Here is a 13,336-nt window from a genome sequence, read left to right on the forward strand (position 1 = left end):
CGCGGGGCTTGTGGAGCCGGGCGATGGTGGGGCTTTGCGCGCGGCTGTGCCTGCGTCGGGGCCCGGTGGTGCGGGCGGGCCGGCGGGTGCGGCGCCACACGCGCAGGCGGGAGTGCACGAGGCGTGCCTTGTGCCGGCTCTGTCGTCCGCTGCCGGGGATCTGTGTCGGCCTTGGCCGTATGCCGCGGCTGCTGCGGATCGGTCTTCGACAGAGTGGAACGGGGTGAGGGCTGCACCACGGGCGCGAGCGTCGGCGCGGCCGCGGGCACAGGCGCGGCCGCGGGTGTCGGTGAGGCTGCGCTGTCGGTCGCGAGCGAGGCGCGTACGCCCGGGCGGCGAACGACCGGCTCGGAATCGGAGGTCACGGTGGTGCAGCCGGTGACACTCAGCAGTGCCAGGAGCAGAAGGGTCAACGGGCGATGAGACACCGGCCCACTGTGCTGCACCGAGGGCCGGAGTGAGCGGCACCACGCGGCGCGTCATCACAAGGCGGGATGGAGCTCGCAGTGAGTTGACGAAGCGGCGGAAGGCGTACGGCAGTTCAGGAGCCGCACACCCAGGGCGGGCCGGTCTGCGGCCCGTTCTGGTCGCCGTAGATCGACGTGAAGGAGGGAGTGGCGCCGGTAGGTCGTAGGGAACGGGGGGTTCGGAGGGGCTGGTACGTGTTCTTGTAGGCCTGCTGGGCGAGTTCGGTGGTGCGCTCCGGTCCGTCCAGTGGACACATGGTGGACGCCCCAGTGGGTGGTGTGCTTGTATCCGGCCATGGAAACCACTGGCACGGCACGCATGGTGCTGCTCGACCCGTTCTGGGTGAGCCGCCGCGCCGACCAGTTCGACGAGATCTGTTGCTGATCTCCGTCCCACGGCTTGTGACCTGGGCTCTGCCGTCGAACGGAGCCTGACCGGAGCGGGAACGGCGTGAGTCCGGCCACCGCACCGGATGAGGTCGCGGTCCTGCCGCACCTGAGGGCGATACCGCGAAGTCTTCCAGTCGGTTGAAGCAGCGTTCGTCGATGTGACGCGGAGGCTGGATCGGCCGGTCGTATGCCGGTGGTCGGCCGCCGTGGGCTCCTCGGTCGTGGCGGTGTCGTCTGCCGGCCGGTCTTCGCACCCGCCTGAACGAGTGGATCACGTACGTGCAGAGCTGGACCACGTATGTCCTGAGCTGAATTGCGTACGTCCGAGCTGGACCGCGTGCGTCCTGAGCAAGGTCGGCCGGCCCAGCGTCTTCCCCTGCGTCCCCACGGCGCGCCGACGATTTCCCTCCCCCACTCCACCACCTCCTCCCGAGCGACAAGGAACGGCCATGCCTACCCACGTCACCCGACGCAGCCTCATTCGCGGCATCACGGCGGCGACTGCTGTCGCCACTCTCGCCACCGGGCTCACCGCCTGCGGTGGGGACAGCACCGCCGCCACCAAGACGGACGACGCCGGCCCGGGGAGTGTGACCATCGGTCAGCTCTCGCACGGCGCCGCCGAGGAGGTCACCCTCAAGGTGTCCGAGGTCAAGTCGATCAGCGCCGAACTGCCTGCGGCCGTCCGTAAGAGCGGCAAGCTGGTGATCGGCCACGGCGCCCTGCCCTCCGGCTCCGCCCCGCTCGACTACGTGGGTGACGACCAGAAGACCCTCACCGGCTCCGAGACCGACATCGGCCGCCTGGTCGCCGCGGTCCTGGGTCTTGAGCCGCAGAGCCAGAACTTCACCTGGGAGAACCTCTTCATCGGCGTCGACAGCGGCAAGGTGGACGTGGCCTTCTCCAACGTCACCGACACCGAGGAACGAAAGAGGAAGTACGAGTTCGCCTCCTACCGGCAGGACAACCTCGCGTTCGAGGTGCTGAAGTCCAGCAAGTGGAGGTTCGACGGCAACTACCGCAACCTGGCGGGCAAGACGGTCGAGGTCGGGTCGGGCACCAACCAGGAGCGGATCCTCATCGAGTGGCAGCGGAAGCTGCAGAGCGAGGGCAAGTCGCTCACCATCAAGCACTACCCGGACAACAACGGGGTCTACCAGGCGCTCAGCAGCGGCAGGATCGACGCGCACTTCGGCCCCAACCCCACCATCTCCTACCACATCACCCAGACGGCGAAGACGCCTTCGCCCACGGCCAACGCGGGCACGTTCTCCGGCGCCGGCGCGTCGCTCCAGGGCCTGATCGCGGCCACCTCGAAGAAGGGCAGCGGTCTCGCCAAGCCGATCGCCGACGCGATCAACTACCTGATCGAGAACGGTCAGTACGCCAAGTGGCTGGCCGCCTGGAACCTCTCCAACGAGGCCGTCGCCAAGTCCGAGGTGAACCCGCCCGGACTGCCGCTCGACAACTCCTGACATGACGGCGGTACGACAGCAAGGACGCGGGGTGTCCGGGCGGGGCGAGGCCCGACGCGGGGATCGCGGACGCCGTCGGGCCAGTCGGCCGGTGGGGCCTTGAAAAAGCGTTCACGAGGCTGCAACGGACGGCGCTACCCGATTACTTGGCACCGCTTCGCCCGGAAGCCTTCGGCATCCGCCGCGGGCCCGCCGCCGACGGTGAACTCGTGCCGGCGGCAGCCGTGCACGCGGTAGGCGAGCCACCGACGCCAGATCAGGCGGAGGTGAACGCCTCCTCGGGGGTGTCGTCGAGGACGAAGCCGTTGTCGAGCCGGACGCGGACCGTGACGCGGAGCATCTGCCGCTGGTAGGCGACCCAATGCTCTTCCAAGGCCCCCACCCGCTCCTCCAGTTGCTCTCTGCTCGCCGGTGGCATCTGGTGGCCGAAGTCGTCCCGGAGCGACTTGAGGCGCAGGTACTCGCGGACCTCCTGGCTCTGCTGCCGGTGGTGCTCGACCACACGCTCGACCGTGCCCTCGACGCCTGCCGCCAGGGCCACGGACCCGGCGAAGGCACCCGTCTCCTCCGGGAACTCCTCGGCCGGAGTCACCGACCCGGCCAGCCGCAGATCCATCGCCAGCCGCACCCGTTGGCCCACGTTCAGCGTCATCGATCCTTCGTCCTCCTCGTCGGTCACCGGGGGTCCGGTACACGTGGCGTCGACAGGCGTACCGGAGACGACAAGATCATCCCACTCTCGACGGGAGGATCTCCCAGCCCGCGCGCGATGTCGCCCGAAGCCGACGCCTTCACCTGGTTGACCGGCGTCTGCTCGATCAGTGGGCCCGCGTCACATCACCCCTGCGGGCGGACTGCACGACCGCGGCGTCGGGACGGCCGGCGTACGACCGGTCGGTCACGTCCGGGACGATGCGCAGGCGGTCGGTGCCGGAGTCGAAGACGATGGCGTCCCCGGGCAGCTGGAAGTGCACGGCGAGACGTGCGCCGGCGCGGTAGGCGTCCAGGCCGGCCCGGCAGTACGCCACCATCCCGGCAGGAAGGGCGTCCAGGGGCGCCCAGTCCATGGCGTCGCAGACCTCCGGCTCCGCGATCCGGGCCGTGCCCTGCCACCGCCGGACCTCGAAGAAATATCCGGTGCGGGAGGATCCTCCGGGGCTGCGGTGGTGCACGGTCACGGCGGCCCGTACATCGGCCGGATCGACGACGACACCGGTCTCCTCCCGCGCCTCGCGCACCAGGGCGGCGACGACGTCCTCGTGCGGACCGTCCAGATGACCCGACGGCAGGTGCCACAGGCCGGCGGCGTAGACCTGGCCGGCCCGCCGCGACAGCAGCACCTCCGGCCCTGCGGCGCTCTCCCGGCGCAGGATCAGATGGACGTCCACCGGTTCGGTGTGCCGCGGCCCGCCGCTCATCGTGCACCACCCGGACGCCGGGTGAGCGGGACCGGGGACACGGCGTCCTCCGGAAGCGGTCCGTCGGCCGCGAGCTCGTCGGACAGCGCCCGGGCCTCATCCCCGAACGACGCGTGCGGTTCTACCACGGCTGCGCGCAGCTCCAGGAAGGACTCGGTCGGACGGGTCACGCGGATGCTCCCTCGTCGAGTGGGCGGGGTCCGGGAATGTGCCAGGACAGACGGCCGCACGCCGACACGGCCCGCTGACGGCCGTCCGGCTCGAAGAGGAGACGGTAGCTGCCGGGGCCGCCTGCCGCCCGCCACCGGACGGTCAGGTCCTGGAGTTCGTTCCAGATGTCGCGCGGACCGTGGACGGTGACATCCCAGCGGGAGCGCCCCACGGGCTCCACCCGCAGCCACGACCCGCAGTCGGGGGCGCCGACGCAGAGGTGCTCGGCACCGAAGTCGCGCACCAGCCCGCCGAGGAGGTGGTCCGCTGCCAGCCACAGGCCGCGGTCGGTGTCCGCGGGCGGCGCCAGCATGCTGCGCTGGGTCCAGGTGCCCTGCTCACCGGCGATGCGCTGCCTGAACTCCGCGTCCAGCCAGATCCGTTGCATGCCGTGACCCGCCCGGTGGGCGAACTCCACGGCTCGCAGCTCCGCGGTGACCTGCCCGTCGGCGGTGCGCTCGACGACGGCGAGGGCGGGCCACGACGGGGACGCGCTGGTGACGTGCGCCAGCAGCCGGCCCCCGGGGGCAAGCTGCTCGACGAGCGCCGTCGGTACGCGCTGCACCGCGTACGACACGAAGATGCGGTCGAACGGCGCCCGCGCGGGACACCCCTCGTCCCCGGACCCGCACACCACGTCCGGCCGGAAGCCGAGCGCGGCCAGCCGGACGGCGGCCGCGTCGGTGAGGTGCCGGTCCCGGTCGAGTGTGACCACCTCCTGGTCACCGCAGATCCGACAGGCCACCGCGGCGGTCACCCCCGCGCCCGTCCCGACGTCCAGCACCCGCTGGCCGGCCCGCAGATCCAACTCCTGCAACAAGCAGGTCAGACTGTCGGGACGGGCCCCTGCGTGGCGGCCGTGTCGCGTCGTACGGTGAACACCTGCTGCGGTGCGATCGACGTACCGTCGCCGACCACGTAGGACGGGGCCACCACCAGAGTCACGGCGAGCTCGTGCTCGTGTCCCATGGCCGAACCCACGAACTGCTGCTGCCGCTTCGCGTCGAACCGGTCGTCGGGTACGTCGAAGACCCAGCGCTGGCTGCGCCCGAGTTGCCGCGCCTCGGCCCTGATCGATTGAGCCTGCTCGCACATGTCCTGCAGGGCGCGACGGTCGACGAGCAGGCGGCGGCGGGTCAGGACGTCGGCGAGGTACGCCGCTTCCGGCTCGGCGTCCCCGAACAGCAACAGGCAGATCTCCGCGACCACTTGAGCCTGATCGTACGGGCTGAGGTGGACACCCGACGAGGACTGCAGGGCCAGCGGCATGACGTGCTGCTGGACGAAGTCGCCGTAGCGCTTGCCCAGGTCATGGTGACCGTATTCGTCCTCGGTGAGCCGGCCGGGGTGGGTGGCCGCCGCGATACCGCCCGCGATGTTGGTGAACCTCTGGTCGATGTCGGCAAACGCCCGCTGAAGTTCGGAAGCGGCCGCGGCACAGTCCTCGAGGTCGCTCTCCAGACGGGTGATCCGGTCGTGGGCGGAGGCCAGGTCGGCCCGCTGCTGTTCGACCGTGTCGACGAGCCTCTTCTTCTCCCTGCTCAACGCGTCGTTGCGACGCGTCAGGTCGTCGATGTGACGGGTCAGTTCGTCGATGCGACCGGTGAGTTTATTGAGGCCGTGGGCGACCTGGGGTGCCCAGTCGTCCAGTGGCACCATCGTCAGCTTGCCGTCGGGACCCGGAACCCGTACCGCTTCCAATGCAGTTTTCCTTTCTCCGCCCAGCCCGAAGAACCGCAATATCCGCTTCACCACGTCGGCTTCCACTTGATCTCGGCAGTGGTGCTCTCGCCGGATTCCATATTCTTGGCCTCCACGCGGACCCGCGACTCACCGAAGAACATCCTGACCTCGACCGCCCGCTCGTCCCTGGGCAGATGCATCGACTTCGCCAGGCTGATCGAAAGCGATGCCATATGGTCCACACCCGCCTGGGTGGTGTATTCCGGCTCGGTGCCCCGAGTGGCGTAGATCTGGATCTCCAGCCCGGTCTGCTCCGAATGGACCGGGACATAGATGCGCCGCTCGTAGGAGTCGGTGTCGACCGGATCCCCGTTGCACACGAACACGTCGAACCGGTCGGTGCACAGGACCCTTCCGTCCTCGTCCGTGTAGCGCTTGGCTTTCGGATCGACCTTCTCCCGGAAGCTCATCGAGGTCGCGACACCGTAGGTGAGCGGCGCCCTTCTGGCGCGGATGACGGAGGGGTCGTACGCGAAATGGGTGGCGCCGGCCATCACGGCCGCCGAAGGCCGCGGGGGAATGTGCAACCGCATCTTCTGTTCGGCGAAGTGAGCGGTGAGACGTTCCTGGAGATACGGGGATTCGGCGAATCCGCCCACGAGAATGGCGATCTCCCCGCCGTCCGAGCCGCCGTTCGTGCGCATCCGTGCCGTCTGCTCACGGACCTCGTCCACGACGGTCGCGACCACCTTCTCGAAGACCGCGCGGACTTCGTCGGCGGAGATGACGATGGCCGTGACCACACCGCCCTGCCGCTCCTCGAACCGGGCCAGCGCCGAAGGGTCCTGGGAGACCAGCGCGTACATCTGCGCCGTCAGGGGCAGCGTGAGCGGCTTGGCGCCCGTCACGGTCACCGCCCGCTTCAGGCCCTCCCATTTGCGTACGAGCTCGTACAGGTCCGTGGCGTGGTGCTCGGAGACCTTCTCGATGAACGACGAACCGAAGCGGTCGCACAGGACCTCGGTCACGAAGTAGCGGTTGAGGTAGTTCGAACCGGCCTTGCTCCCGTTCGCCGTGGCCAGCTGGCTGAGCTTGCGGCCGTTCTCCACCCGGTAGGAGGTGATGTCGACGGTCCCGCCTCCCGCGTCGACCACCATGAAGATCTGCCCGGGGCGCTGAAGTGCCTGCTCGCCCTTGACGATGCAGTACAGGGCGGCCGCCTCGGGCTCCAGCGACAGGATCAGACGCTCCTTGTCGTCGGGCAGTCCCGCCTGGCAGGCCGTCTGGTACATCAGGTCGGCGGTGTAACTGTCCCAGATGGCAGGGACGGTGACGCACCACCGGATGTCGTCCTCCTTGTAGATCCCGCCCCGCTCGATGAGGTCGACGGCCTTGCGGTAGACCTGCCGCAGGCACATCCGGATCAGGTCCTGCACGTCGTCGGCGGTCTCGGAGACCACACCGTCCCCGCCGCCGATACGTGCCCTGCCCTCATTGCTCAGATTCCGCTGGAGCGCCATCTTGTAGCCGCTGACGTAGCGACGGCCGGTCGCGGAGCCCTCGGTGTGCCAGAGCTCCTCCGCCGCGTAACCCCACTCCTCCAGGTTCCCGTCCCGGTCCAGCAGGAGGGCGGAGAGGTTCTTGGCGTAGGCGAGTTCCTGGGACCACTGGTCGAAGAAGAACACCTCACGCTGGGTCATGTCGCGATTGATCTCGTTCACCACGGCCCAGGCGAAGCCTGTGCCATGGGTGCCGAAGTCGATCGCCGCCACCACCCGGTGTTTGCCGCTCAATCCAGATCCCCCCAGCCGAATCGGTGCAGCAGAGCCTGTTCGCGCAGTTCGTCCAGTGCCGTGGCGAAGAGCCGCTTCGCCTCGGGGTCGGCCCGCTCCTCGACGAGACGGACCAGCCTGCTGAGCAGATCCGCCAGTTCCGGGTCCCGGGCCCCCTTGGCCGTCGTACTGCCCAGGAGGGCGAGGCTCGAGCGCAGCACGTCGACGGCACGCGTCTCATGTCCTCCCTCCGCCAGCACCACGGCCTGGGTCAGCCTGGCCCGCTCCGGGCTGACGATGCCTCGCTCGGCGCACACCTCGTACAGTGCGGCGCTGTTGGCGGCCAGCACCCGGCGGTCGGAGTCCCGGCCGGCGGGCAGCAGGTTGTGCAGCCGGGGCGCACGGCCGCTCTTGAGAATGTGGAACCACTCGGCGTGGGCGCCCGCCGTCAGGGTGACGAGTTCGGCGATGTGGTCCTCGAAGGCGAGGCGCTCCAGCGGCGACGGCCGTTCCCCCGCCTCGGCGCCCGGAAGCAGCATCGGCGGGAAGTGGGTGTCGACGACCCTCGTCCCGCTGGTGTCTCCGAGGTTCCACGCGGACAGCGAGAGCCACAGGCGGGTGTTCGCCTGTACCTGCCCCTGGACCAGGATCACGGGCAGGTCGTGCAGGGTGGTCCGGATCGTCTGCACATCGGCGTCGGGCCAGATCAGTGGACGGGTCACCAGCCCGGCGAAGGGCTCGGCGTCGAGCGACCAGGCGGAGGTGAGCCATGCCTGCCGGATGCCCAGCGCCGAACCGGGCTCCGCCGTGCCGTTGCGCTGCCCGGAGTCCTCGTAGTGGAACGGGGCGATGATCAGCACCGGCCGGTTGCCGCCGCCCGTCTTCTCCAGGACCTTCTCGCGCACCTTCTCGACGTCGTACGCGAAAGGGCTGTTCGCCTGTTCGCGGGCCAGGCGCTGAAGCTCCTGCTGGGTGTCCACCTGTATCCGGGACTGGACCACCGCAAGCTGCTGGGACCGCTCGAAGGCCAGTTCCGCCTCCTCGATGCGCAGCTTGGTCAGATAGAGGTCCCGCTCCAGGGACCGCTGGTGTGCCACGGTCGCCTCCTGGGCGCGGGTGCCGGCGAGGATGCGGTCCCGCTCCAGGGCGCGCTCGTGTGCGGCCCGCGCGTCCTGCTCGCGGTGCTCGGCCATCTGCCGGTCCCGGTGCAGCGCCCGCTCGTAGGCGGTGTCCGCCTCCTGCCTCCGGTCCTTTCTGAGTTTGCGGTCCCTGGCGAGGAGATTCTCGTGAGAACGCCGCGCTTCTTTCTCACGCACCTCGGCGAGGAAGTCCTGTTGTTCCTGGAACGATCCGTCGCGCTTGCCCTTGTACCAGTTCAACACATGGCCGGCGGCCTGACTCAGGGCGAGAACGCCCAGGACGGTGCCGGATATGGGATCCATTTCTGGATCACCCGCCGATCTCGGCACTCAAGGGGCCACCCCGGAGCCGTCGCAGTACCAGCAGGGCTCGTCCGTCTGGGAGGAGATCCAGCGCGTCCGTCCGGTGCCCCCGCAGTGGGCGCAGGCCCCGGCACCGAACCGGAGCTGGTGGTCGTGGGGCTCCTGGAACTGGTGGGCGTCGTACGGTGGGTGGTCGTCCGCGGCGGTGTGCGGGAGGTCGAAGCCGTCGCCCTGCGCCGACGGGCCGTCGGTGAGAGGGGGTGTGATGTCGGCGGGTTCATCGGGGCTGTCGATGGACGAGGGATCGAAATGCGAGGGATCGAAATGCGCCGGATCAAGGAATGAGGAATAATCCCCCATGCCGCCCCCAAGGGGAATAGATCTTTGAGCGGACTCGTACGATATACCCATGGAAGTCGCCCGGGGAATATGGCGCGAATGTTCGACCACCGGAAATAGGCGACGGATTTATCTTCCGTCACATTGATTGACGGAAGGAATCCCGAGGGCCGGGGGAGGGCGGATGCTTCCTCCCCCGGCCGACGGGGTCTGCGGTCAGGACACGGGGAGTTCCGTACGGAGCGTGCGGGCGGCGGCGACCATGTTCTCCAGCGCGGCACGGGTCTCGGGCCAGCCGCGGGTCTTCAGGCCGCAGTCGGGGTTGACCCACAGGCGCTCGGCGGGAATCGCCCGGAGACCGGCCCGCAGCAGTTCGGCGGCCTCCTGCGCGCTCGGCACGCGGGGGGAGTGGATGTCGTAGACGCCGGGCCCGGCCTCGCGCGGGTAGCCCTGGGCGGCGAGTTCGCGGGCGACCTGCATGCGGGAGCGGGCGGCCTCCAGGCTGATGACGTCGGCGTCGAGGTCGTCGATGGCCCGGACGACGTCGCCGAACTCGGCGTAGCACATATGGGTGTGGATCTGGGTGTCCGGGCGTACACCGCTGGTGGTGAGCCGGAACGCCTCCGTGGCCCAGGCCAGATACGCGGCGTGGCCGGCGGCCCGCAGCGGCAGGGTCTCGCGCAGGGCGGGTTCGTCCACCTGGATCACCGAGGTCCCGGCCCTCTCGAGGTCGCCCACCTCGTCGCGCAGCGCGAGAGCGACCTGCCGGGCGGTGTCGGCGAGGGGCTGGTCGTCGCGGACGAAGGACCAGGCGAGCATGGTGACCGGTCCGGTGAGCATGCCCTTGACCGGGCGTGAGGTCAGGGACTGGGCGTACGTCGTCCAGCGCACGGTCATCGGCTCGGGGCGGGAGATGTCGCCGGCGGACTTGATAGCCTCGGCGGGCCAGTCGAGCCACACCCGAGGCCAGGGAATCCGGTGCGAATCCGGAACTGACGCGCAGCGGTGAGGGGGACGGGCGGGGCACGACGCCACTGGGAGACCGGGAAGGCGCCCCGACCGGACGAACCCGAGTCCGAAGACCTGCTGGCACCTTCGCGCCCCGGCGTGGAGGGACGTCCGCAGGCCAGGCTCCGCGTACGAGCCCCGACCCCAGAGGCATGCCCGTGCTCCGTACCCCGCCCCTCTGCGCACCGAGGTCGCCCGCGACCCGGGACACCCCGCGATCCGCTTCCTGCGGCCGGTCGTCCGCACTGGATCCCGCCCGAAGCGGAGTGTGAGGAGCGATGCCTCGACAGCGCCATGAAGCAGCCGGCCCGGTGCAGGCCCTGGCCGGACCGGCACCGTGCCGCGCCGTCGTCTGCCGGGACTGCTGCTGCGGAACCCCGAAAGTCACCGGCGTCGACCACGACCGCCAACTCGCCCGCCTGGCCGAGGAGGTACCCGTACGCGTCTCGGACTGCCTCGGCGTGTGCGAACACGCCAACGTGGTCGTCGTCCAGCCCTCCGCTGCCGCACGTGCCGCAGGAGCCCGCCCGGTCTGGCTCGGGCTCGTCAACGACCCCGACGCCACCGAGGACATCGCCGCCTGGATCCAGGCCGGCGGCCCCGGCGTCGCCCCCTGCCCCGCCATTCTCGACCTCTACGTCTTCACGCCGCCGCGCAAGGCGGCAACCTCCTGACGGCCGGCGTCCCGATCGGTGTCAGCCCGCGTCGGCGGTGTGTCCGAGCAGCAGCCCTTCGACTGCGGCGGTGCCGAGGATCTGGACACCGATGCCCGCGAGCTCCGTCAGGGCCGAGTCCGTCACCCGGGAGACCGCGTCCCGCACCAGGGCGACCCGGAAGTCCCGTTCCGACGCCTGCATGATGCTGGCCCGCGGGCAGTTGGGCAGGTTGCACCCAGCGAACACCAGCGTGTCGACGCCGAGTTCACGCAGCAGATCCGCCAGGCAGGTGCGGTAGAAGGCACCCCAGCGCGGCTTGAAGACCGCATGGTCGTACGGCCCCAACCGCTGAGGCCGGCCGGACAGCAGCAGCGCCGGGTCCAGGGCGGGCGCGTCCTCCGGCAGGAGCCCGTCGGCCGGCTCACTGCCCGGTGTGCCGGGCGCGGCGATCCGCACCCCGGACTCCAGCAGCCCGCGCCGTACCAGATCGGCGTTGCCCCCGCCTTCCTCGTACAAGCGCACCACGTGCACCACAGGTCGCCCGGCAGCGCGGAAGGCGGACACGGTCCGCCGCAGCGCGGGCAGGATCTCCGTCGTCCCCGGTACCCCGTACGGGGCTTCGGAGAGGAAGTCGCGCTGCACATCGATCGTGATGAGCGCGGAGGTCGCGAAGTGCGGTGCGGTGTAGGGCTCTTGGGGCTCTGTCCCGGTCGACGTCATGGCCCGACCCTATGCGACCGCCCGACCCAGGACACCGAGCTCGGCGGGCGGGCTTCTCCCAGGTCAGCGGGTAATGCCCGGGTGCCGGGCGACGTTGGTGTTCCGGTACGGCTCTGCGGCGGGCCGGCGCATCGGATCACCGTGGTGGTGTTGATAGGTTGGCTCGATGGAGCGTGCGGTAGGGGACGTGCCGGTGCACTGCGTGGAGTACGGCGAAGGCAGGCCGGTGCTGGTGCTGCACGGAGCGGGGGTCGACCACCGCGAGGCCGTTGCCTGCTTCGAACCGGCCCTGGGGGCCCGTGACGGCTACCGGCGGATCTATCCTGACCTCCCCGGAATGGGGCGCACCCCCGCACCTGCGTCTGTGCGCAGCGCCGACGACGTTCTCGACGTGCTGCTCGGCTTCGCCGACGAGGTCGCGGGCGCGGACGACCTTCTCGTCGTCGGCCACTCGGCCGGCGCCTACTATGCCCAGGGGATCGCAGCTCGACGGCCCGACCGGGTCGCCGGGCTGGCCCTCGTGTGTCCACTGCTCACCGGGGTTCGAGACATCCCGGCACATCACGCGGTGGTCGCGGCGGACGATCTGGGCACCGAGGAGTTCCGCCGCTATTTCGTGGTTCAGTCGCCGGCGATGCTCGACCGCTTTGAGCGGTTCGTCGCACCGGCGATCCCGCTGGTCGACGAGGCCGCCATGGAGCGGATCGGCGGGCGATGGGAGCTCGAGGCGACCGAGGGGCGGGCGTACCAGGGTCCGGCACTCGTCGTGGCCGGCCGGCAGGACTCCGTCGTCGGGTACGTGGCGGCCGCGGACCTGCTCGACCGGTACCCGCGGGCCACCCTGGCCGTGCTGGACGGCGCCGGCCACGCGCTTCCGCACGAGCAGCCGAGGATCCTGGCAGGGCTGATCGACAACTGGCTGGCCCGGGCGGCCCTTGCGGCCGCGTAGGAGGCGATGACGCCGAAGTCCGTCGTTCATCCGGACGAGAGCCGGGCCTGCTCCAGGTTGGACCGGTGGGGGCCGGCGAGCCAGTCCTGGTCGAGCCGCGAGTCGACCGGTTCCGCTGCCCGCCGCAGTGCGTCGACGTACGCCTGATCGGCGGCGAGACGCGCCGCCACCTCCGGCCCCTCGGCAACGGCCCCGTGGCCGGGGATCACGACATCGACGTGCCGGGCGGCCTGACCGAGCCGGTCGAGTGCCTTCCCGTAGGCCTCCACCTGATCGTCCTCGCGGACGTCGAGGAGCGGGATCAGGACGTCGGAGAGCATGTCGCCGGCGAGCAGGACGCCACGGTCCGCGAGGAGGACCGCGGTGTGGCCGACAGCGTGCGCCCGATGCTCGATGATCTCGCCCGGCACCGGTCCGCCGTCCACGGGCAGCGGGGTGACGAGCGCGACCAGGTCGAGAGGGACGCCGGACGCGCTCTCCGCCGCCATCGCCCGCGCCCGCTCCCGGACTTGACCGGCGCGCCGGGCCGCGGCCGGGGCGGCGTAGCGCGGCACGTCGCCGAACCGGGGATGCCAGAGCAGATGGTCCCAGTGGGGATGAGTGCAGAACCCGGCGACCACCGGGATGCCGAGCCGGTCCACATCATCGGCGAGTCCGTCCAACTCGGCGCCGTGGATGCCGGGATCGATCAGGACCAGCCCGTCCTCCCCGCGCACCACGACGGAATTGGCCCAGACCCACTCGCTCTGCCGGACCCAGACGCCGTCGGCGACCTGCTTCAGCTCGCCCATCTCCACTCCCAGCGCT

Annotated in this window: 14 protein-coding genes, 1 pseudogene and 1 riboswitch; of the genes and pseudogenes, 3 read left to right on the forward strand and 12 right to left on the reverse strand. The window is 70.2% G+C overall.

The annotated features are described in order from the left end of the window. Positions 1–541 precede the first annotated feature (541 nt). Positions 542–724, reverse strand: a complete 183-nt coding sequence (locus ACZ7OY_RS30510) for a hypothetical protein (protein ID WP_471914391.1) — start codon at positions 722–724, stop codon at positions 542–544. 582 nt (positions 725–1,306) lie between these two features. Between ACZ7OY_RS30510 and ACZ7OY_RS30515 the strand changes: the two genes are divergently transcribed. After that, on the forward strand, positions 1,307–2,332 hold the full coding sequence (locus ACZ7OY_RS30515; protein WP_471914392.1) for a transporter substrate-binding domain-containing protein: 1,026 nt from the start codon (positions 1,307–1,309) through the stop codon (positions 2,330–2,332). A gap of 256 nt (positions 2,333–2,588) precedes the next feature. Here the strand turns inward: ACZ7OY_RS30515 and ACZ7OY_RS30520 are convergent, their stop codons facing one another. The 9 genes and pseudogenes from ACZ7OY_RS30520 to ACZ7OY_RS30560 form a co-directional block, all read right to left on the reverse strand. Continuing rightward, a complete protein-coding gene (locus ACZ7OY_RS30520; RefSeq protein ID WP_471914393.1) occupies positions 2,589–3,011 on the reverse strand; it encodes a hypothetical protein in 423 nt (140 codons plus the stop codon). A gap of 139 nt (positions 3,012–3,150) precedes the next feature. After that, the gene (locus ACZ7OY_RS30525) at positions 3,151–3,750 is read right to left on the reverse strand and encodes an NUDIX hydrolase (protein ID WP_471914394.1); all 600 of its coding nucleotides are present in this window, start codon (positions 3,748–3,750) and stop codon (positions 3,151–3,153) included. Further along, positions 3,747–3,920 carry a hypothetical protein gene (locus tag ACZ7OY_RS30530; protein WP_471914395.1) on the reverse strand — a complete coding sequence of 58 codons (174 nt, stop codon included), beginning with the start codon at positions 3,918–3,920 and terminating at the stop codon, positions 3,747–3,749. The genes ACZ7OY_RS30525 and ACZ7OY_RS30530 overlap by 4 nt, the downstream gene beginning before the upstream one ends. Beyond that, positions 3,917–4,780 carry a protein-L-isoaspartate O-methyltransferase family protein gene (locus ACZ7OY_RS30535; RefSeq protein WP_471914396.1) on the reverse strand — a complete coding sequence of 288 codons (864 nt, stop codon included), beginning with the start codon at positions 4,778–4,780 and terminating at the stop codon, positions 3,917–3,919. The genes ACZ7OY_RS30530 and ACZ7OY_RS30535 overlap by 4 nt, the downstream gene beginning before the upstream one ends. Positions 4,781–4,785: 5 nt before the next feature. Next, entirely contained in the window at positions 4,786–5,661 is an 876-nt protein-coding gene (locus tag ACZ7OY_RS30540) for a hypothetical protein (protein ID WP_471914397.1), read from the reverse strand. Between the two features lie 47 nt (positions 5,662–5,708). Further along, positions 5,709–7,436 (reverse strand): Hsp70 family protein, encoded by a 1,728-nt coding sequence (locus tag ACZ7OY_RS30545; RefSeq protein ID WP_471914398.1) that lies wholly within the window; start codon positions 7,434–7,436, stop codon positions 5,709–5,711. Next, complete coding sequence (locus ACZ7OY_RS30550; RefSeq protein WP_471914399.1) at positions 7,433–8,857, reverse strand: hypothetical protein; 1,425 nt, start codon at positions 8,855–8,857, stop codon at positions 7,433–7,435. The genes ACZ7OY_RS30545 and ACZ7OY_RS30550 overlap by 4 nt, the downstream gene beginning before the upstream one ends. A 27-nt stretch (positions 8,858–8,884) precedes the next feature. Continuing rightward, positions 8,885–9,217 carry a hypothetical protein gene (locus ACZ7OY_RS30555; RefSeq protein WP_471914400.1) on the reverse strand — a complete coding sequence of 111 codons (333 nt, stop codon included), beginning with the start codon at positions 9,215–9,217 and terminating at the stop codon, positions 8,885–8,887. 195 nt (positions 9,218–9,412) lie between these two features. After that, positions 9,413–10,120 (reverse strand): annotated as a pseudogene (locus tag ACZ7OY_RS30560) (5-methyltetrahydropteroyltriglutamate--homocysteine S-methyltransferase); the annotation flags it as partial. Positions 10,121–10,125: 5 nt separating this feature from the next. Then, a riboswitch (cobalamin riboswitch) is annotated at positions 10,126–10,301 on the forward strand. A 181-nt stretch (positions 10,302–10,482) separates the two neighbouring features. On the opposite strand from ACZ7OY_RS30560, the gene ACZ7OY_RS30565 reads away from it, so the two are divergent. Beyond that, positions 10,483–10,878: a (2Fe-2S) ferredoxin domain-containing protein gene (locus ACZ7OY_RS30565; protein WP_471914401.1), complete on the forward strand. Its 396-nt coding sequence runs from the start codon at positions 10,483–10,485 to the stop codon at positions 10,876–10,878. A gap of 21 nt (positions 10,879–10,899) precedes the next feature. On the opposite strand, the gene ACZ7OY_RS30570 is transcribed toward ACZ7OY_RS30565, so the two are convergent. Further along, a complete protein-coding gene (locus ACZ7OY_RS30570) occupies positions 10,900–11,580 on the reverse strand; it encodes a cysteine hydrolase family protein (protein WP_471914402.1) in 681 nt (226 codons plus the stop codon). A gap of 166 nt (positions 11,581–11,746) precedes the next feature. Between ACZ7OY_RS30570 and ACZ7OY_RS30575 the strand changes: the two genes are divergently transcribed. Continuing rightward, on the forward strand, positions 11,747–12,529 hold the full coding sequence (locus ACZ7OY_RS30575; protein WP_471914403.1) for an alpha/beta fold hydrolase: 783 nt from the start codon (positions 11,747–11,749) through the stop codon (positions 12,527–12,529). 26 nt (positions 12,530–12,555) lie between these two features. Here the strand turns inward: ACZ7OY_RS30575 and ACZ7OY_RS30580 are convergent, their stop codons facing one another. Next, positions 12,556–13,320, reverse strand: a complete 765-nt coding sequence (locus ACZ7OY_RS30580; RefSeq protein WP_471914404.1) for an MBL fold metallo-hydrolase — start codon at positions 13,318–13,320, stop codon at positions 12,556–12,558. Positions 13,321–13,336: the final 16 nt, after the last annotated feature.

It is taken from the genome of Streptomyces sp. NPDC107559, from assembly GCF_055657365.1.